Source organism: Alloiococcus sp. CFN-8 (assembly GCF_049943125.1).
Taxonomy (GTDB): Bacteria; Bacillota; Clostridia; order Clostridiales; family Clostridiaceae; genus JAEXZL01.
The window spans coordinates 3,160,787-3,179,440 of sequence record NZ_CP188040.1; the positions used below are offsets into that span (position 1 = coordinate 3,160,787).

Annotated in this window: 16 protein-coding genes and 1 riboswitch; all 16 genes read left to right on the forward strand. The window is 36.7% G+C overall.

The window, feature by feature from the left end:
- Position 1: 1 nt before the first annotated feature.
- Positions 2-107, forward strand: a riboswitch (SAM riboswitch).
- A gap of 77 nt (positions 108-184) precedes the next feature.
- Positions 185-1,381: a M20 family metallopeptidase gene (locus ACPWSR_RS14840; RefSeq protein WP_426349007.1), complete on the forward strand. Its 1,197-nt coding sequence runs from the start codon at positions 185-187 to the stop codon at positions 1,379-1,381.
- A 10-nt stretch (positions 1,382-1,391) separates the two neighbouring features.
- Positions 1,392-2,426 (forward strand): methionine ABC transporter ATP-binding protein, encoded by a 1,035-nt coding sequence (locus ACPWSR_RS14845; protein WP_426349008.1) that lies wholly within the window; start codon positions 1,392-1,394, stop codon positions 2,424-2,426.
- Positions 2,419-3,099 carry a methionine ABC transporter permease gene (locus ACPWSR_RS14850; protein WP_426349009.1) on the forward strand — a complete coding sequence of 227 codons (681 nt, stop codon included), beginning with the start codon at positions 2,419-2,421 and terminating at the stop codon, positions 3,097-3,099. The genes ACPWSR_RS14845 and ACPWSR_RS14850 overlap by 8 nt, the downstream gene beginning before the upstream one ends.
- Positions 3,100-3,115: 16 nt before the next feature.
- Positions 3,116-3,937: a MetQ/NlpA family ABC transporter substrate-binding protein gene (locus tag ACPWSR_RS14855; RefSeq protein ID WP_426349010.1), complete on the forward strand. Its 822-nt coding sequence runs from the start codon at positions 3,116-3,118 to the stop codon at positions 3,935-3,937.
- A gap of 129 nt (positions 3,938-4,066) precedes the next feature.
- A complete protein-coding gene (locus ACPWSR_RS14860; protein WP_426349011.1) occupies positions 4,067-4,477 on the forward strand; it encodes a cytochrome b5 domain-containing protein in 411 nt (136 codons plus the stop codon).
- Between the two features lie 30 nt (positions 4,478-4,507).
- Positions 4,508-5,359, forward strand: a complete 852-nt coding sequence (locus ACPWSR_RS14865; protein ID WP_426349012.1) for a hydrogenase small subunit — start codon at positions 4,508-4,510, stop codon at positions 5,357-5,359.
- Between the two features lie 20 nt (positions 5,360-5,379).
- Positions 5,380-6,786, forward strand: a complete 1,407-nt coding sequence (locus ACPWSR_RS14870; protein ID WP_426349013.1) for a nickel-dependent hydrogenase large subunit — start codon at positions 5,380-5,382, stop codon at positions 6,784-6,786.
- Between the two features lie 3 nt (positions 6,787-6,789).
- Entirely contained in the window at positions 6,790-7,269 is a 480-nt protein-coding gene (locus tag ACPWSR_RS14875) for a hydrogenase maturation protease (RefSeq protein ID WP_426349014.1), read from the forward strand.
- Complete coding sequence (locus tag ACPWSR_RS14880; RefSeq protein ID WP_426349015.1) at positions 7,248-7,397, forward strand: hypothetical protein; 150 nt, start codon at positions 7,248-7,250, stop codon at positions 7,395-7,397. The genes ACPWSR_RS14875 and ACPWSR_RS14880 overlap by 22 nt, the downstream gene beginning before the upstream one ends.
- On the forward strand, positions 7,387-9,642 hold the full coding sequence (gene hypF / locus ACPWSR_RS14885; protein WP_426349016.1) for a carbamoyltransferase HypF: 2,256 nt from the start codon (positions 7,387-7,389) through the stop codon (positions 9,640-9,642). The genes ACPWSR_RS14880 and hypF overlap by 11 nt, the downstream gene beginning before the upstream one ends.
- 7 nt (positions 9,643-9,649) lie before the next feature.
- Positions 9,650-9,883, forward strand: a complete 234-nt coding sequence (locus ACPWSR_RS14890; RefSeq protein ID WP_426349017.1) for a HypC/HybG/HupF family hydrogenase formation chaperone — start codon at positions 9,650-9,652, stop codon at positions 9,881-9,883.
- Positions 9,876-10,940 carry a hydrogenase formation protein HypD gene (gene hypD / locus ACPWSR_RS14895; RefSeq protein WP_426349018.1) on the forward strand — a complete coding sequence of 355 codons (1,065 nt, stop codon included), beginning with the start codon at positions 9,876-9,878 and terminating at the stop codon, positions 10,938-10,940. Before ACPWSR_RS14890 ends, hypD begins: the two co-directional genes overlap by 8 nt.
- Positions 10,941-10,954: 14 nt before the next feature.
- On the forward strand, positions 10,955-11,956 hold the full coding sequence (gene hypE, locus ACPWSR_RS14900; protein WP_426349019.1) for a hydrogenase expression/formation protein HypE: 1,002 nt from the start codon (positions 10,955-10,957) through the stop codon (positions 11,954-11,956).
- A 302-nt stretch (positions 11,957-12,258) separates the two neighbouring features.
- Complete coding sequence (locus ACPWSR_RS14905; RefSeq protein ID WP_426349020.1) at positions 12,259-13,407, forward strand: MFS transporter; 1,149 nt, start codon at positions 12,259-12,261, stop codon at positions 13,405-13,407.
- 330 nt (positions 13,408-13,737) lie between these two features.
- Positions 13,738-15,999, forward strand: coding sequence for an RNA polymerase recycling motor HelD (helD, locus tag ACPWSR_RS14910; protein ID WP_426349021.1), 2,262 nt, complete (start codon positions 13,738-13,740; stop codon positions 15,997-15,999).
- 39 nt (positions 16,000-16,038) lie between these two features.
- On the forward strand, positions 16,039-18,633 hold the full coding sequence (gene ppsA / locus ACPWSR_RS14915; protein ID WP_426349022.1) for a phosphoenolpyruvate synthase: 2,595 nt from the start codon (positions 16,039-16,041) through the stop codon (positions 18,631-18,633).
- Positions 18,634-18,654 lie beyond the last annotated feature (21 nt).

Sequence of the window (18,654 nt, forward strand, 5' to 3'; positions counted from 1 at the left end):
AATCTTATCAAGAGATGTGGAGGGACTGGCCCGATGAAGCACGGCAACCGGAATGTAAAAGTTCGAGGTGCTAAATCCTGCAAACCAAATGGTTTGAAAGATAAGAAAGTGTTATTGGTAATTCACCTGCTTTCTTATTTTGTTGAAAGCAGGTTTTTATTTTATATATACAGGAGGAGATATTATGGAAAATATCAGAGGTTTAATTGATAAGGCAGTGGAAGAAAGAGTGAAAGTTTATAAGGATATAGCATTACAAATTCACGATAAACCTGAAGTAAGTAACTATGAATTCTTTGCTTGTAAAATATTATCTGAGCAGCTTAAAAAGGAAGGCTTTGAGGTAGAGGTAGATGTGGCAGGACATAGAACGGGCTTTGATGCAAGATATAAGAGTAAAAAGGAAGGGCCTACTGTAGTCTTCTATGCAGAATATGATGCACTGCCTGGAATTGGTCATGCTTGTGGACATAATCTCTTTGGGGCTACCTCGTCCCTAGCAGCAATTGGACTTAAAGCAGTTATTGATGAGGTGGGAGGCGAGATTAGAGTATATGGAACCCCAGGAGAAGAAGGTGGAGAAAATGGAAGCGCTAAGGGTAGCTTTGTAAGGGAAGGCTTCTTTGAGGATGTGGATGTGGCTCTAGGAGTTCATCCAAAGTATGAACATAGCCTTACCACTACCTCTCTGGCAAACGATCCTGTTGACGTCGAATTCTTTGGAAGAGCCTCTCATGCGGCAGCAGCGCCGGAAAAAGGAATTAACGCCTTAGATGCCATTATACAGGTATATAATGCAAGCAACGCCTTAAGACAGCATTTAACTGATGATGTAAGAATCCATGGAGTAATAACCAATGGTGGTACGGCAGCAAATGTTGTCCCTGAATATGCCAGTGCAAGATTTTATCTTAGAGCAAAATCTAGACCTGTTTTAAATGACTTATATGCTAAGTTTGAAAACATAGTTAAAGGAGCAGCCATGCAAACAGGAGCAGAATATAAATTTGGCTTATTCCAAAATAGCGTAGATAACACTGTCCCAACCCCTTTATTTGATGAGGTTTATGAAAAGAACTTAAACAGGTATGGAGAGTTTATATCAGAAGATAGGAATAGTAAAGGAATAGGTTCCTCTGATGTTGGTAATATAAGTCAAGTGGTGCCGGTGATACAGCCCTGCATCAAAATATCTAATGAATATATTGCTGGACACAGTATAGAATTCAGAGAAGCAGCAAGGAGTGAACTAGGACTAAGTTCTATAGAGCTAGGGGCAAAGGTTCTTGCCAATACTGCCTTAGATATTATATTAAACCCAGCTTTGCTTGAGAGGATTAAGGAGCAGCATAGAGAAAATGTGCACAATCAGAACAGTTAGGAGGAAGACAATGATAGAGCTTTTAGACCTTTCAAAAACCTTTTTAGCAGATAACACAATAATAAATGCAGTAAAGGATGTTAATTTAACTATAAGTAAAGGTGAGATTTTCGGAGTAATTGGATATAGTGGTGCTGGTAAGAGCACACTGGTGAGATGTATTAATCTTTTAGAAAGACCAAGCACAGGTAAGGTGCTGATAAATGGTACAGATATTCTTAAATTAGGGGAAAGGGAATTGAGAAGAGAGAGGAAAAAAATAGGGATGATATTTCAGCAATTCAATCTCCTCTCCTCAAGAACAGTCTTTGAGAATGTGGCATTCCCCCTAAAATACAGTGGTCTAGGTAAAAAGGATATTGAAAAGAAGGTACTGGCATTGTTAGATTTAGTAGGGATTTCTGATAAGGTAAGGGTTTATCCCTCTCAGCTGTCAGGAGGTCAAAAACAAAGGGTTGCTATCGCTAGAGCCCTAGCCAATGAACCTGATATTCTTCTCTGCGATGAGGCAACCTCTGCCCTGGATCCCCAAACCACCAGGTCTATCTTGCAATTACTTAAGGATTTAAATAGAAAGCTGGGTATTACAATTGTAATTATCACCCATGAAATGAATGTAATAAAGGAAGTATGCAATAGAGTAGCAGTGATGGAGGATGGGAAGGTTGTGGAAGTAAATGATGTAGTTTCAATTTTCTCTAAGCCTAAAGCACAGATTACTAAGGATTTTATAAACAGTACATCAAATTTGTCCCGGATTGATGAGCTGATTAAGGAAAAGTCTGAGCTTGTTAATATCGGTGAAGAGGAGAGAATCTGGAGACTGGATTTTCATGGCTCAGAAACAAAGGAAGCGATTATAGCTAATATTTCTAAAAAATATGATATAAGTCCAAGCATTATCTTTGCAAATGTAGAGGTGATTTCTGATACAGTACTTGGCTCTATGATAATCCGTCTAAAAATATCTCAAGGAGATGAAAAGGAAGTAATACAGTATCTTAGTGATAAGAAAATAAGAGTTGAGGTGATTAAAATTGTTTGATTTATTGACAAAATATATTCCTAACCTAATGGATTATTCTGATGAATTTATTAAAAGTCTCGGTGAAACTATACAAATGCTATTCTTATCAGGGATATATTCATTTATCGTAGGGTTATTCTTAGGAACACTGTTAGTGGTAACCAGAAAGGGAAATATACTTGAAAATGCACTTATTCATAAAACTCTTAATGGAATGGTTAATTTATTTCGATCTATTCCCTTTGTAATTTTAATTACTGCATTAATACCACTTACAAGGATAATTTCAGGAACCTTTATTGGTGTAGAGGGTACAATTTTTCCTCTTGTAGTAGGCTGCACTCCATTTTTTATCAGACAGGTAGATATGGCCCTTTCAGATATAGATAAGGGATTGATTGAAGCAGCTCAGTCCATGGGGCTTTCACCAGTTGGGATTATTTTTAGGGTTTATCTGAGGGAGAGCATTCCAGCCCTAGCCCGTTCAACAACAATTACAGCAATAAGCCTATTAGGTTTAACAGCCATGGGAGGAGCTGTAGGGGCAGGAGGTCTGGGAGCCTTTGTAATCAGATATGGTCATAATAGATTTTATCAGGATATTACCTATGTTTCAGTTGTGGTTATTCTTATTATAGTCACAATAATTCAATTCATAGGGAACATAATAATTAAAAAAACATCTCACTAAGGAGGAGAATTTAAATATGAAAAAGCTTATTTTATTTTTAATTTTATCCATATTATTGGTAGGCTGCAGTAATAGCAATTCGGCAAAGGGCAACAATACAGGAAATGGTGATGAAAATACCCTTGTGAGGCTTGGGCTAACAGGAAGTGATTCTAAGGTTTGGAACCATGTTAAGGAAGAGGCTGCTAAGGAAAACATAGATATTGAGCTAGTTTTCTTTGATTCCTATCCTATTCCTAATGCAGCCTTAAATTCCGGTGAAATAGAGCTAAATGCCTTCCAGCATTATATTTATTTAAATACAGAAGTGGAACAGCATGGCTATGAATTATCTGTAATAGGTGAAACAGTATATGCACCCTTAGGTTTATATTCTAAAAAGCTAGAAGGTCTCGATGAATTAAAGGATGGAGACAAAATTGTAATTCCCGATGATGTAACTAATGGTGGTAGAGCTCTATTATTACTTCAGGCTAATGGACTTATCACATTAGACCCTGATGCAGGAAATACTCCAACAATTAAGGATATTGAGAATCCAAGAGGCTTTGAAATTATTGAGCTATCAGCAACTAATATACCAGCTACCCTAGAGGAAGTTCCCTTAGCTGTTATAAATTCAGGAGTGGCTACGGATGCAGGTCTTACCCCATCACAGGATGCAATAGTTTTAGAAGAGGTTAAGTCAGGAGAAAACTCATATATTAACGTTATAGTTGCTCGTACAGAAGATAAAGATAACAAAGTGTACAAGCGTATCGTAGAGCTTTATCAGACAGAGGCTACAAAAGCCGTTATTGAAGAAGATTCTAAAGGATCATTAATTCCTGTTTGGTAAGAGTTACAAAATCCCCTCAGACTATGAGCTTGAGGGGGTTTTCTTTTAGTTAGAATAAAATTAACATACATATTCTTTAAGAAAATTAGTATACATATAATTTATTAATGATGAGAAGGAGGAATATTAATGCCAGTTTTTTACTGTTATTATCCTTATCAATATATGTATACTCAGCAATACTATACTATGAACCAATGCAGCTATTGTCATCCCTGGGTGAGAATGTACTGTGAAAATATGACTATGAATAGGAAGCTTTATAATAATAACTCATATTATATGAAGAATAGCCACAGGGAAGCAACGGAGAGAGTATTTACCTTAGAGGAGCTAGGAAAATATGATGGTTCAGGAGGAAACCCTGCCTATGTGGCTGTAAATGGAGTAGTATACGATATGAGTAGAGAGGCTACCTGGGGCGGTGGTACTCATTTTGGTCTGTATGCAGGGAAGGATCTTACTTCGGAGTTTCAGGGCTGTCATGGTATGGCTGCTATACTGATGAAGCTACCAAAGGTAGGAATAATAAAGGGTTAATAGGTGGTATAGATGATAAAATCATGTCCTATGATAGATTCGAAAAATTTAACTGCTAAGAAAATTATGGAGCTAGCAAAGGATAAGGTAAGAGAATATCCAGGAAGTAAGATAAATTTAATCTGGTTAGAGGCTACAGGGTGCTCAGGGAATATCATCTCCTTAATGAATGGGGAAAATCCTGGTTTAGGTTTTTTTCTAAAAAATATGGTGAATCTTAGATACAGCAATAGCTTGATGGCAGCTGAAGGAGAGCTTGCCTATGATCAGCTTTTAGAGACTCTTTCCACGGAATTTATTCTGGTGGTAGAGGGGGCAGTGGCAACGAAAGCTAATGGCTTTTATACCATTATTGCCAATCATCAAGGAAGACAGATCACTGCATTAGAAGCAGTTAAGGCTGCTGGAGAGAAAGCAAAATATGTTCTGGCAGTAGGGACCTGTGCTTCTTACGGAGGACCTTCAGCAGCTAGGCCTAATCCTTCTGGAAGTATAAGCATAGATAAGCTTCTTGAACGAGAGGTCATTAAAGTTCCTGGATGCCCAGGGCATCCTGATTGGATTACTGGCACTATTGCCAGTCTTATATACTTTGGAAAACTGGAGCTAGATGCTGATAACAGACCAAAGGTGTTTTATGGAATAACTATACATGATCGGTGCAGCAGAAGGTCGTTTTTTGATAATAGTATATTTGCAAAGGCTCTTGGAGACGTAGAGTGCATGTTCAAGCTTGGATGCCGTGGCCCAGTAACTAAAACTGACTGCCCTACAAGGCAGTGGAATGGATATGTGAACTGGCCAATAAAAGATAATACTCCTTGTATTGGCTGTGCTCAAGAAAGGTTTCCTGATGGCATGGAGCCTTTTGTGAGATATTAAAGGGGAATGGGAGGAGTTATATGGGAAAAGTAATTACTGTAAATCCTGTGACAAGAATTAGTGGCTTTCTGGAAATACAGGTTGAGGTAGAAGGTAAAGTTGTTGTAGATGCAAAAAGCAGTGGTTTATTGTTTCGAGGCTTTGAAAAAATGCTTAGAAACCGCCCACCCTTAGATGCAATTTATTTCACAGAAAGAATCTGCGGCATCTGTTCTACAGCCCATTCTATGGGCTCTACCCTTGCTCTAGAGGATGCTATGAAGATAGGAACTGTTGAGAATGATAGAATAATTAGAGATTATATTCATGGCTGTGAATTTCTCCAAAATCATTTGAGGCATTTTTATCAATTTACCCTGCCTGATTTTGTGAATGGACCTGAGATCAGTCCTTTATATGAGGCTCCCCACGAATATTATAGATTGCCAAAGGAAGAGAACAGCTTGCTGGCAGCTCATTATCTAGAGTCTTTACAATATAGCCGCTTGGCCCATGAGATGATAGCAACCTTAGGAGGTAAGGCACCTCATAACCATGGAATTTTCGTAGGAGGAGTTACAATCAATATAGATGCCTCAGAGTTTAATAGAATTTACTCTATCCTAAAGAAAATCAAAAGCTTCGTAGTAGATAAAATGATACCGGATGTTTACATTATCGCTAAGTATTACAGCGAATATTATCACATAGGAGGAGGCTATAAAAATCTAATGACCTATGGTGTCTTTGATTATCCTGAAAGGGATATATTCTATGTGGCTCCTGGGGTATATATAGATGGTAAAAATGAAGCTTTTAATGAAAATGCTATAACGGAGAATATATATAGAGCCTGGTACGAGGCTGATAGGGATATACGAAAGCCAACAGATACAACCGTTGAGGAAGAGGTTAATAAGGAGGGGGCCTACAGCTGGGTGAAGGCACCAAGGTATGAGGGCTATGCCGTGGAGGTAGGACCTTTAGCAAGGATGTGGCTCAGTGGAGAATACAATAGAGGTATATCCACCATGGATCGCACTATTGCAAGAGTATTAGAGGTTAAGAAAATTATTGATATCATGGAGGGTTTTCTTGAGAGGATAAGACTTCAACCTTCAGGTCAAAGAGCCTATGAAATTCCTGAGCGGGCAGTTGGACGGGGATTAATTGATACCACTAGAGGAGCATTAGGACACTGGATATCCATTGACAATGAAAGAATTAAAAACTATGAAATAATTACTCCATCTGGTTGGAACCTATCACCAGAGGATTCTAAAGGAATAAAAGGTACCGTGGAAAGAGCTTTGATAGGAACTACAATAGAGAATGAGAAATACCCAGTGGAAATAGGCAGAATAGTTCGCTCCTTTGATCCTTGTATATCCTGTGCCACTCATATAGTTGGAAGTAAATTTGAGCCAATTGAAATAAGAGTAGTATAAAATATGGCATGTTATAGGAATAAGGTTGTTGCAATAGGAAATATAATGATGGCTGACGATGGTATAGGAGTTTGGGTGGCTAAAGCGTTAAAGAATTATTTAATAGAAAGGGATGTAGAGCTTATTATTGGTGAAACAGATGTAGAGTATTGTCTTGATTCCCTGGAGGATGGAGATAAGGTTATTATATTAGACGCTGCCTTTACAGGAGGAGAGATAGGAAGAGTCAGTACCCATTCTTTAGATGAATTAGGTTATAGGGGGATAGGGTTAACACAGCACAAGCATAACTTGGTGGAAGCAATTAAATTGTATAGAAGGGATATTAAAGGGATACTCATAGAAATTGAAATAGCTGATGTTTCCTTTGGCTTGGGAATAAGCGAAACCATGAAAGTATTATTTTCAGAAGTGGTAGAAGAAACAAAAAGATCGATTGAGTCTCATATAGGAGGGGGAAAATGTACGATACAGCTATATTAGGGAAGGTATCCAGGCAGCTAGAGAGGTTATGTAGGGAAAATAAAATTATTAAGCTTCAAGAGCAGGCTGCAGTTATTCTCAGCTTAAAGGGTGATAGTGTAGTTAATCAAAAAATCTATGAATATTAAAAGCTATACAATTAGGTTAATGGGGATAGTACAAGGAGTTGGCTTTAGACCCTATGTATACAATTTAGCTCTTAAAAATAACATTAGAGGATTAGTGAATAACAGTGGAGCTGCTTTGATAGTTGAGGCAGAAGGGATAGAAGAAAATATAAAAATCTTTATAAATCAGCTGGTTAATAATCCGCCTAGCCTCTCTAGAATAGAAAAAGTTGAAGTAGTCCAAAGAGCTGTAGCTTCATATAAGGCTTTTACTATTGAAGAAAGTAATAATATTGACATGGCCCATAGATTTATTGCGGCAGATGTATCAGTTTGTAATAAGTGTATGGAGGAAGTCTATGATATAAATAGTCGATGGTTTAAATATCCTTTTACTAACTGTACTGAGTGTGGACCTAGGTATTCAATAATTGAGGATTTTCCTTATGATAGAAGAAATACTGCCATGAAGGAATTTGAAATGTGTGATCACTGTAAAAGGGATTATGAAGATCCACAAAACAGGAGATTTCACGCAGAGCCTACCTGCTGCCCTAAATGCGGACCTTCCTTAGCTATGTATAACGAAATAGGGGAGAAATATGCAAGGGGAGAGGAGATCAGTAAAGCTGTAGAAGAAATAAAAAAAGGAAGAATTATAGCTGTAAAAGGCCTGGGCGGTTTTCATCTTATTTGTAACGGAGAAGATGAGGAAGCTATTAAGCTTCTTAGACATAGGAAAAAAAGACCTCACAAGCCCCTTGCAATTATGGCTAAGGATACTGAAGCTATAAGAGAAATCTGTCACATGAATACCACTGAGCAATTGATCCTGGAAGGCAATAAAAAGCCAATACTCCTATTGGATAAAAGAACACCTTTCAAGCTATCAGTGGTTGTTGCTCCAGATACAAAAAAAGTTGGTGTATTTCTCCCTTACACCCCATTACACTTTATGCTATTCCAGGAAGGTATCCGTTATCTTGTAATGACCAGCGGAAATATCAGCAATTCACCAATTCAATATAAGAATAATGAGGCTGCTTCAGCACTGAAGTCAGTGGCAGATTATTTTTTAGTAAACAACCGTGATATTTATACTCCTGTTGATGATTCTGTAATTAGGGTTGTAGAGGATCAGGAGATGGTAGTAAGGGTAGGAAGAGGATATTCCCCGTTAATCATGAAGCTGGAAACAAAGAGAGAGGTTCTAGCCTTAGGAGGGGAGCAAAAGAATACAGTTTCAGTAGGGAAGAATGGCTATGGATATATGAGTCAATACTTAGGGGATATCAATAATGCTGATGGTTATTCAAATCATTTATTGACTATTGAGCACTTAATAAAGGTTACCGCTGCTAAGCCAGAGGTGATTGCCTACGATATGCATCCTTCCTTTACCTCAAGGCTCAGCTTAGAAAACTTCAAAGGCATGAAGGTTCCTGTGCAGCATCATCATGCTCATATGGTGAGCTGCATGGCTGAACATAAATTAAAAGAGCCAGTGATTGGTGTTATATTTGATGGTACTGGCTATGGTTTGGATGGGGGTATTTGGGGCGGAGAATTTTTTATAGGTACTACAAGAGACTTTAAGAGAGTAGGACATTTAAAATATATAGCTATTCAAGGGGGAGATCAGGCTGTAAAAGAACCATGGAGGGCCGCTTTATGTTATTTATCAGCCCTAGGCTATGATCCGAAAAAATGGCTAGGAGAAATAGAAGGAGAAAAGCTTGAGGTGGTATTGCAGGCACTGAAAAATAGCCTTAACTGTTATAAAACCTCAAGCATAGGTCGATTGTTTGATAGCGTTTCTGCTTTATTAGGCCTCTGCTATAAGATTTCCTATGAGGCTCAGGGTGCGATTATCCTGGAAAATACCATAGATTCTGAAGTGAAGGACTCATATACAATGGGGATAATTTCTAGTGAAGGGATGTTTGAGATAGATTACAAAGAGCTATTTAAAGAGTTGCTGGGAGATATAGAGATTAAAATACCTGTATCGGTGATTTCTTCAAAGTTCCACAATGGCTTGATATCAGCAACGGAAGAAATGGTAATAAGATTAAATAGCATATATGGGATATCAGAAGTGGTATTAAGCGGAGGTTGCTTTGAAAATCAATATCTTCTCCTTAATCTAGTGAAAAGACTTAAGGCCAGAGGGCTGAAAGTATTTTATAATCAAAAGGTTCCCATAAATGATAGTGGAATATCTCTTGGACAGCTTGTCATTGCAGATCAAATAATACAGGGGTGAGGATATTATGTGTTTAGCCATACCTGGTGAAATAACAGTGATTAATGGAGATTATGCCTTAGTTAATATTATGGGGGCAGAAGCGAAGATTTTTATTAAGCTTATAGAAGAACCTGAAATAGGTGATTATGTTTTGATTCATGTGGGTTGTGCCATAGAAAAAATTAATAAGGAATACTATGGTTTTTTAACGGAGAATTATAATAGTTTCCTTGGTGAGGATGGCTTTTTTAATGAATGAAAAACTAATTGAAAATATGATTAGAGATATTAATAATACTTCCCTAAAAGGTACAAGATTAATGGAGGTTTGCGGAAGTCACACCCATGCTATTGGTAAGTTTGGGATAAGAGGGCTGTTAGGTTCAAATATTGAGCTCCTATCTGGGCCAGGGTGTCCTGTATGTGTAACTGATGTGAGTATTATAGATACTGCCATTGAGATATTAGATAGGGATAATGTAATATTAACGACCTTTGGAGATATCCTCAGGGTAAAGGGGAGCCATGAGAGTCTTTTGGACCAGCGAAGAGGGGGGAAAGCTATTAAAATCCTATATACACCCTTTGAAGCTTTAGAAATTGCAGAGAATAATAGAGAAAAGTCTATTGTATTTCTTGCTGTAGGCTTTGAAACTACAGCTCCAGTGATTGCTTCTGCAATTAAACTAGCCAGAGAAAAAAACATAGCTAATTTATATTTCCTTTGCTCATTAAAGCTTATGCCTCCAGTTATGCACCTGGTTCTTGATAAAGCTTACAACAATATTCATGGAATAATTTGTCCTGGTCATGTGGCTTCGGTGATGGGAGCGGATTATTTTAAATTCATTTCTCATGAATATGGGATTCCTGCAGTAATTACCGGCTTTGAAGCCCTAGACATTATTAGAGCTATCCATGAGCTTACTCTTTATAGAAAGGATATAAGCCTCAGGAAATTTAAAAATCTCTATGAACGTTCCGTAAGCTCCCAGGGAAATAAGCTTGCCCAAGAAGTAATAAGAGAGGTATTTGATGTTGGGGATACAGAGTGGAGGGGTATTGGATATATACCTGGCTCTTCATTGATATTAAAAGAAGGCTATTCACAGCTTGATGCCGTGAAAAAATATAATATAAAGGTTACTTCAAAGATTAGTGATTCTCAGTGCCTGTGCAAAGAAATCCTTATTGGAAGAAAAAAGCCAGTTAATTGCAATGCTTTTGGTAGAGAATGTACTCCTGTCCATCCCTTAGGACCCTGCATGATTTCTAGTGAAGGCTCATGTGCAGCCTACTATAAATATCATATTTAGAAGGAGAAGGTAATATGGACAACTCAATTAAATTGTGCCATGGCAATGGGGGAAGCCAAACAGAGGAGCTAATAAGAAATATTTTTTATAAGCATTTTAACAATGAAATACTTTTGCAGGGCTTAGATTCTGCAATTTTAGAAATAGGACAGGGGAGGTTAGCTTTTACTACAGATACCTTTGTAGTTAAGCCTATATTTTTTCCAGGGGGTAATATAGGCAAGCTTGCTATCTGCGGTACTATAAATGATTTAGTTGCTGTGGGTGCAAAGCCATTATATATAAGCTGTGGAATGATTATTGAAGAAGGCTTTGATTTAGATATCCTTGAAAGAATTGTAATATCAATGAAGGAGACAGCTGATTTGGCAGGAGTTTCTATCGTAACAGGAGATACGAAGGTAGTAGAAAAAGGGGCAGTAGATCAAGTTTTCATTAATACCAGTGGCATAGGAAGGGTGTTAAAGGATTTTAGTATTAAAGAAATATTCCCAGGGGATAAAATCATAGTCACAGGCTCCATAGCCGAACACGGCACCACCATAGCAATAAATCAGTATAATCTCAATATAAAAGGTGATTTTCAGAGCGACTGTGCTCCACTTACTGAAATATTAGATTACCTAAAGGATTATTCTGAGGATATTAAATTTATGAGAGACCCTACTAGAGGCGGAGTAGCTACTGTACTTAATGAAATCTCAAAGCACTCAGGCCTTGGCGTAAATTTATATGAAAAAAACATACCAATCAGGCCAGAGATTACAGCGATAAATGAGCTCTTAGGCTTAGAACCTCTATATATTGCTTCTGAGGGAAGAATGATATTGGTAGTGAGGGAAGCTAAAGCAATAGAGATAGTTGAGGGTTTACAGAGGTTTAGTAACTGTAAGAATGCTAATATAATGGGAGAATTCATAGAAGATAAAAATCATCATGTTATCGCTATAAATACCTTTGGAGGCAAGAGAATTATAACTCCTTTAGAAGGTGAGATGGTACCTAGGATATGTTAGTAAAAATTAAGCTTGTGAACGGTTAATAATTAAATATTTGCTTTTGGGATAGGGTTTATTTTGGGAGGAATAATTATGCTTAAAGCTCAAAAGAAATATAATATTAGGCATTAGGATCTGAATTTTCTTTAAAATAGTATTTATAGTATATTATAATTAGTAATGAAATACTATCGACATGATTAAAGGAGTTATTATGATAAACAATCGTCCAATTTAAGCTATGTGATTATAACTTTTAGTGACCATATGAACTATGGTTTTATTGTTATGCACATTGTTTATGAGAGGCGGTTTTTATTTTGAAAAAGAATATTTATATTATGTACGTCATTGCCCTTTTACAGGGGATGGTGTTTTATGGACCTATTGCGACCTTATACCGTCAAGCAGTAGGAATATCTATATTTCAGATTACTCTTATTGAAAGTATTTCACTTGTAATAATGATATCTCTAGAGATACCTTTGGGGCATATTGCGGATCGAATTGGATATCGACGCACAATGATTGGTTGCTGTTGTCTGTATTTCATTTCAAAGATAGTTTTTTGGAAGGCTGATAGCTTTGGAGATTTTTTGTTTGAGAGAATATTACTAGGTATTGTTCTCGCTGGTCTGTCAGGTGTCGATGTCAGTATACTTTATCTATCTTGCACCCATGGCGACTCTCAAAGGGTTTTTGGGATATATAATAACCTTTGTCAAATAGGTCTTCTACTAGCTGCAGGAATTTATGCTGTATTTATAGGTGACAACTACCGTACAGCAGGGCTTTTAACTGTAGTTAGCTATGGGATATCTGCATGTCTAGCCTTTGGCTTAAAAGAGGTAACAAAAGAAAAGTCTAATGGTATTTCTATGAAAGTCTCATTGGGTATTCTTAAGCAGGTATTTAGTAATAAAAGGCTAATATTAGTTGTACTGTCCGTTGCCTTACTCAATGAAACGCATCAAACAATTACGGTTTTTTTAAATCAGTTGAAATATATTAAGGTGGGAATGTCTCCATCGATGATATCTATTGTTTATATAATAATAACTATTAGTGGTTTGCTTGGAGGTTTTTCTTCTAAAATCACTGATAAAATTGGAGATAAAAACCTAGGTCTTTTGGTGTTTTTTTCTGGGAGTATAGCTTGTATTTTGTTAGCCTTTACCAAGTATGCAATAATAGCTGTACTTGGAGTGCTGATCCTTCGAATTGGTTTTAGTATTCTGCAGCCACTTCAAATGAAAATTCAAAACGAAGAAATCACCACTAGGGATAGAGCCACGGCTCTTAGCATGAATGCTGTTATTATGGATATAATAGCAATTTTTACTAATGTTGTTTTTGGGAAAATTGCTGCTGTAAATCTACAAGCATCTATGGTTTTTGGTTTCATATTGTGTATAGTGGGATTTGTTTTATATCATTATAGCTGGCAGGCTTTCAATTATAATAAATAGCAAAACTAACCCCTCTTTGAGTAATCAAAGAGGGGTTAGTTATTTGATCTATGAGAATTCTTGAGAGGGTGCATTAGAAATAGAAGCAAATATATCATTTAAAGTAAACCATTAATAAAGAAAAGAACAGAATAATTAAAAAAACATTTATCCCATGATAAATGTTTAATATTGACATATGAAAATAGAAATGATAAAATTACTTTGATTCCTATTTTTGACAAAAATATAATATATTTCCCAATTATATTATACACTTTTATTTTAGCGATGTCAATAGGAATTTCTGAAAAATCTCACTTATTTTTTCAAAAAAGAAAGGGAGGTATTATGGACAGAAATTATATGGAATGGAAAGAGGAAGAAGATAGACTTTCGGCGGTGCTGCAGGAGGTAAAAAAGCAGTTAAATGAAAAGCGTGACTTTAAGGAAAGATTTAAGAAGGATTCTATCGCAACTCAAAGAGAGCTTTGGCAGGATATTGGCTCTGTATCTGTAAACAATGGTTTAGAGCAGGTAGTAGACTTTATGCAATTTATCAATACCATGAAGGTGCAGAAAAGAAGCTATGAATTTACCAGGAAGCTAGAAGCAAAATATGAGAGAATGCTCATGTCACCGTATTTTGGAAGAATTGATTTTAAGGAAAAGGATGAGAAGAGAGCTGATAGGTATTATATAGGGATCTCAAATCTTATAAATGATAGCTATGATTTTTTAATATATGACTGGAGGGCTCCTATAGCTAGCATGTTTTATGATTATGAAATTGGTGAAGCAAGCTATGAATGTCCTGAGGGAGTTATTGATGGTAATTTAATATTAAAGAGACAGTACAAGGTAAGCGATGGAAAGCTTGAATACATGTTTGATAGTAATATAAATATAGATGATGAGGTGCTACAGGCTATCCTCAGTAAGAATACCGATAGTAAGATGAAGGCAATAGTGACTACTATCCAGAGGGACCAGAATAAGATAATCCGTAATGAGGAATATAAGTATCTCATTGTTCAGGGGCCTGCGGGAAGTGGAAAGACCTCAGTAGCTCTTCATAGAATTGCTTATCTCTTATATAAGCACCGAGAAAAAATAACACCAGAAAATATAATTATATTCTCCCCAAATAATATCTTTAATGATTATATCTCCAATGTATTGCCTCAGCTTGGTGAGGATAATACGTTTCAGACCACCTTTAAGGAATATATGCATATGACCTTAGGAGTTGAGTATAAAAAGGAAGCTTATTCCTATATGATGGAATATATCCTCACAGCTAGGGAAGAAGAAGGCTACCAAAGGAGAATAAATAGTATAAAATTTAAATCCTCTAAGGAATTTCTGGAGGTATTAAAGGAATATGTAACTTATTTAGAAAAAACAGAAAGAAGCTTTCCGGATATATTTTATGGTGATAATTTAATAATCTCCGCTAAGGATATAGAGGATTTGTACTTTAAGGATTATGGAATGCTTCCACTTAAAAGGAGGCTTCAAAAAATAAGAGAAAGATTATTATATCTGTTTGACCCTTATGAAAAAAGACAAATGGAAGAGGCTTATCTTAAGCTTAAGGAGTCAGAGCCGTATTTAGATAATTTTGAGATTAGAGAACTAGGCAAGGCTTTAGTAAAAGAGGAAGTTGAAAAAGTTCATAATGAGATTTCGAGAATTACAGTGTTTAATCTCATTGATATTTATAAAAATCTTTTCATAGATATTGAGCTTTTCACAAGCAAAATAAATGCTGATTATAATAGGAAGCTTATTGATGAAATCAAGAGCTATACCCTGGAAAAGCTTAATGATTACTCTTTCAATTATGAGGACCAGGTTCCTCTACTTTATCTTAAGGGTGTCCTGGGAGATTTACCTAAAACCTCAGAAATTAAATATGTAATCATTGATGAAGCACAGGATTACACACCATTACAGTATGAGATTTTTTATCAGCTTTTTAAGGAGGCAAATATTACGATTCTAGGAGATTTGCAGCAGTCTATCAATACATTTATGAGATTAGGAGATTACAGTAATATATCCACTGTCTTCCCCATGGATAATACCTTCAGGATAAATCTAAGTAAAAGCTATAGATCTACCCTGGAAATCACCCGTTTTTCCCGAAGACTGCTAAATGAGGATCTTGGAGAAGAATACGTAACTAGAAGCGGAGATGAACCTGTAGTTATAGGTTTACCTACGGAAGAGGATATAAGAGCTGCTCTTCTTAAGGATATAGTAAGGTATAAAGGCAGGGGATATAAATCCATTGGCATCATTACAAGAACTGCAAAAGAAGCCAGTAATGTATATGGCTACTTAAAAGAAAAGCTGAAGGTTAAAGCTATAATTGATGAAGATGATGAATACGTCAGTGATCTATTAGTGATTCCAGCATACCTTGCAAAAGGCTTGGAATTTGATGTTGTGTTTATTTACAATGCTGGAGAAGGAAATTACAGTCATGAAGAGGAAAAGCTGCTGCTTTATACTGCTTGCACTAGAGCATTGCACGTCCTAAATATCTATTATTCTGGCCAGTGCACGCCACTACTGAAAGAGTCTGTTAAACCGATTAGTAAATAGATGATGGATCGAAAAATCAATTATAAAGGAGAGGGATCTATGAATATTTATGTCCGTGGTTTTCAGGAAATTGACAAAACTCAGCTACCTATTGTTGGAGGTAAGAGTGCTAACCTGGGAGAACTGTCCAGATTAGAAGGAGTTTTTGTTCCGGAAGGATTTTGTGTTACCACAGAAGTATATAAAAAGCTAACAGAAAATAATCTTGAGCTTGAAGCTTTACTTGATGATTTATCAAAGCAGGGAGCAGAGGATAGGGAAGAGGTCCAGGAAATAAGTAGAAGGATTCGTATTCTCCTTGAAAGTATACCTATAACAAAGGAGATAGCAGAGGAGATTGCTAGAAATATTAAATTAATAGGTGAAGGTAATGGCTATGCAGTACGTTCTAGTGCTACTGCAGAGGATTTACCCACAGCATCCTTTGCTGGTCAGCAGGATACCTATCTAAATGTTATAGGAAAAGACGAAATTTTAAAGCATATAAGTAAATGCTGGGCTTCTCTTTTTACAGAGAGGGCAGTAGCTTATAGAATTAAAAATAGTTTTGACCACCGTAAGGTTTATTTATCGGTTATAGTCCAGAAGATGATCTTTCCCGAGGCTTCGGGAATTATGTTTACGGCTGATCCAATCACCTCAAATCGTAAGGTAGTGTCTATTGATGCTAGCTTTGGCCTCGGTGAAGCATTAGTCTCAGGACTGGTTACTGCCGATAACTATAGGGTGCAGGAAGGAAAGGTTATAGATAAGCTAATATCGACTAAAAAACTGGCTGTATATGGGTTAAAGACTGGTGGCACTGAAACCCAGGAGCTGGATGAAAATAAACAAACTATGCAGGTGTTGACTGAGGAGGATATCTTAAAGCTTGAGGGTATTGGTAGAAGAATAGAAAAACATTTTACCTCTCCACAAGACATAGAGTGGTGCTTGGTTGATGGTGAATTTTACATTGTTCAGAGTCGTCCTATCACCACCTTATATCCTATTCCAGAAGCTTATGATGGAAAAAAACATATATACCTATCTGTTGGACATCAACAAATGATGACAGATCCTTTGAAACCATTAGGAATGTCTATTTTCCAGTTAACATCTATGGGTCAAAGATATAAAGCAGGTGGTAGATTGTTTGTTGATGTCATAGGTATGTTAGAGTCACCAGAAAGCAGAGCTGCTTTATTAAGAAACATGGGAGAACACGACCCTCTTACAAAGGATGCTCTTGTAACCATAACAGAGAGAGGAGATTTTGTAAAAGCTTTCCCTGATGATAATAAAAAAGAGTATACTAATTCAATCCAAGGGAAAGAAATAGACATTAATTCTTCAATAGTACCTGATTTAATTAAACTCAGTGAAAAATATATTGAGGAGTTAAAGGAAAATATTCAACAAAAATCAGGAAGAGATTTGTTTGATTTCATTAAAGAGGATATAGGAAAGCTAAAGAAGCTTATATTTGATCCTCAAAACTCTGCGGCAATAATGGCTGGCATAGGTGCTTCCTCTTGGATTAATGAAAGAATGAACGCTTGGCTTGGAGAAAAGAATGCTGCGGATATTCTTTCTCAATCAGTAGAGAACAATATAACCTCTGAAATGGGCTTAGCTTTATTAGATGTGGCCGACGTGATTCGCCCTTACCCTGAGGTGATAAACTATCTGCAGGAGGCTGAGGGAGAAGATTTCTTAAAGGAGCTTGTTAAATTTAAAGGTGGTAAGGAAGCTAAGGCTGCATTTAATGATTATCTTATAAAATATGGAATGAGATGTGTAGGAGAAATTGATATTACTAAAACTCGCTGGAGTGAAAAGCCTCATATAATAATACCCATTATCCTTAGTAACATTAAGAATTTTAATGCTGGGGCCAGAGCTCAAAGGTTTAATCAAGGCTTACAGGAAGCCTATAAAAAAGAGAAGGAACTTATAGACGGATTGAAGCAATTGCCTGATGGAGAAGAAAAGGCAGAAGAAACAAAGAAAATGATTGAGAGGCTTAGGAAGTTTATAGGCTATCGTGAATATCCAAAATATCACATAGCTAGTCGATACTTCATATATAAGATGGCCTTGATGAAGGAAGCAGAAAAGCTTGCTCTAGCAAATATTATTAAGGAAAAAGAAGATGTATATTTCCTTACCTTTGAAGAGCTTACTGAAGCGGTAGTTACTGGTGAACTGGATTATGAGATTATTGTGAAACGCAAAGAAGAATATAAATTATATGAAAAGCTAAATCCACCAAGGGTTATTACCTCTGATGGAGAAATATTTGCCGGTAAATATAATCGAGATGGCATCCCACCAACAGCTATACCAGCACTGGCAGTTTCTTCTGGAGTTGTGGAAGGAAGAGCACGAGTTATATTAAACATGGAGGATGCAGACCTAGAAGATGATGATATTTTAGTCACTGCCTTTACGGATCCTAGCTGGACACCATTGTTTATTTCTATAAAAGGCTTAGTGACAGAGGTTGGGGGACTTATGACCCATGGAGCCGTTATAGCTCGTGAATATGGGCTTCCGGCAGTGGTAGGAGTGGAGAATGCAACTAAGTTAATTAAAGATGGGCAGAGAATTCGTGTAAATGGAACAGAAGGCTATGTTGAAATCCTTAAATAAGAGTCTACAAAAGCAGTTTTG

What these genes read in the sequence shown, in the direction of transcription:
- hypD (WP_426349018.1), top strand. Translation starts at nt 9,876, where the DNA reads ATGAATGAAAAACTAATTGAAAATATGATTAGAGATATTAATAATACT.
- hypE (WP_426349019.1), top strand. Translation starts at nt 10,955, where the DNA reads ATGGACAACTCAATTAAATTGTGCCATGGCAATGGGGGAAGCCAAACA.
- ppsA (WP_426349022.1), top strand. Translation starts at nt 16,039, where the DNA reads ATGAATATTTATGTCCGTGGTTTTCAGGAAATTGACAAAACTCAGCTA.
- hypF (WP_426349016.1), top strand. Translation starts at nt 7,387, where the DNA reads ATGAATATTAAAAGCTATACAATTAGGTTAATGGGGATAGTACAAGGA.
- ACPWSR_RS14875 (WP_426349014.1), top strand. Translation starts at nt 6,790, where the DNA reads ATGGCATGTTATAGGAATAAGGTTGTTGCAATAGGAAATATAATGATG.
- ACPWSR_RS14865 (WP_426349012.1), top strand. Translation starts at nt 4,508, where the DNA reads ATGATAGATTCGAAAAATTTAACTGCTAAGAAAATTATGGAGCTAGCA.
- ACPWSR_RS14855 (WP_426349010.1), top strand. Translation starts at nt 3,116, where the DNA reads ATGAAAAAGCTTATTTTATTTTTAATTTTATCCATATTATTGGTAGGC.
- ACPWSR_RS14860 (WP_426349011.1), top strand. Translation starts at nt 4,067, where the DNA reads ATGCCAGTTTTTTACTGTTATTATCCTTATCAATATATGTATACTCAG.
- ACPWSR_RS14840 (WP_426349007.1), top strand. Translation starts at nt 185, where the DNA reads ATGGAAAATATCAGAGGTTTAATTGATAAGGCAGTGGAAGAAAGAGTG.
- ACPWSR_RS14880 (WP_426349015.1), top strand. Translation starts at nt 7,248, where the DNA reads ATGTACGATACAGCTATATTAGGGAAGGTATCCAGGCAGCTAGAGAGG.
- ACPWSR_RS14845 (WP_426349008.1), top strand. Translation starts at nt 1,392, where the DNA reads ATGATAGAGCTTTTAGACCTTTCAAAAACCTTTTTAGCAGATAACACA.
- ACPWSR_RS14890 (WP_426349017.1), top strand. Translation starts at nt 9,650, where the DNA reads ATGTGTTTAGCCATACCTGGTGAAATAACAGTGATTAATGGAGATTAT.
- ACPWSR_RS14870 (WP_426349013.1), top strand. Translation starts at nt 5,380, where the DNA reads ATGGGAAAAGTAATTACTGTAAATCCTGTGACAAGAATTAGTGGCTTT.
- helD (WP_426349021.1), top strand. Translation starts at nt 13,738, where the DNA reads ATGGACAGAAATTATATGGAATGGAAAGAGGAAGAAGATAGACTTTCG.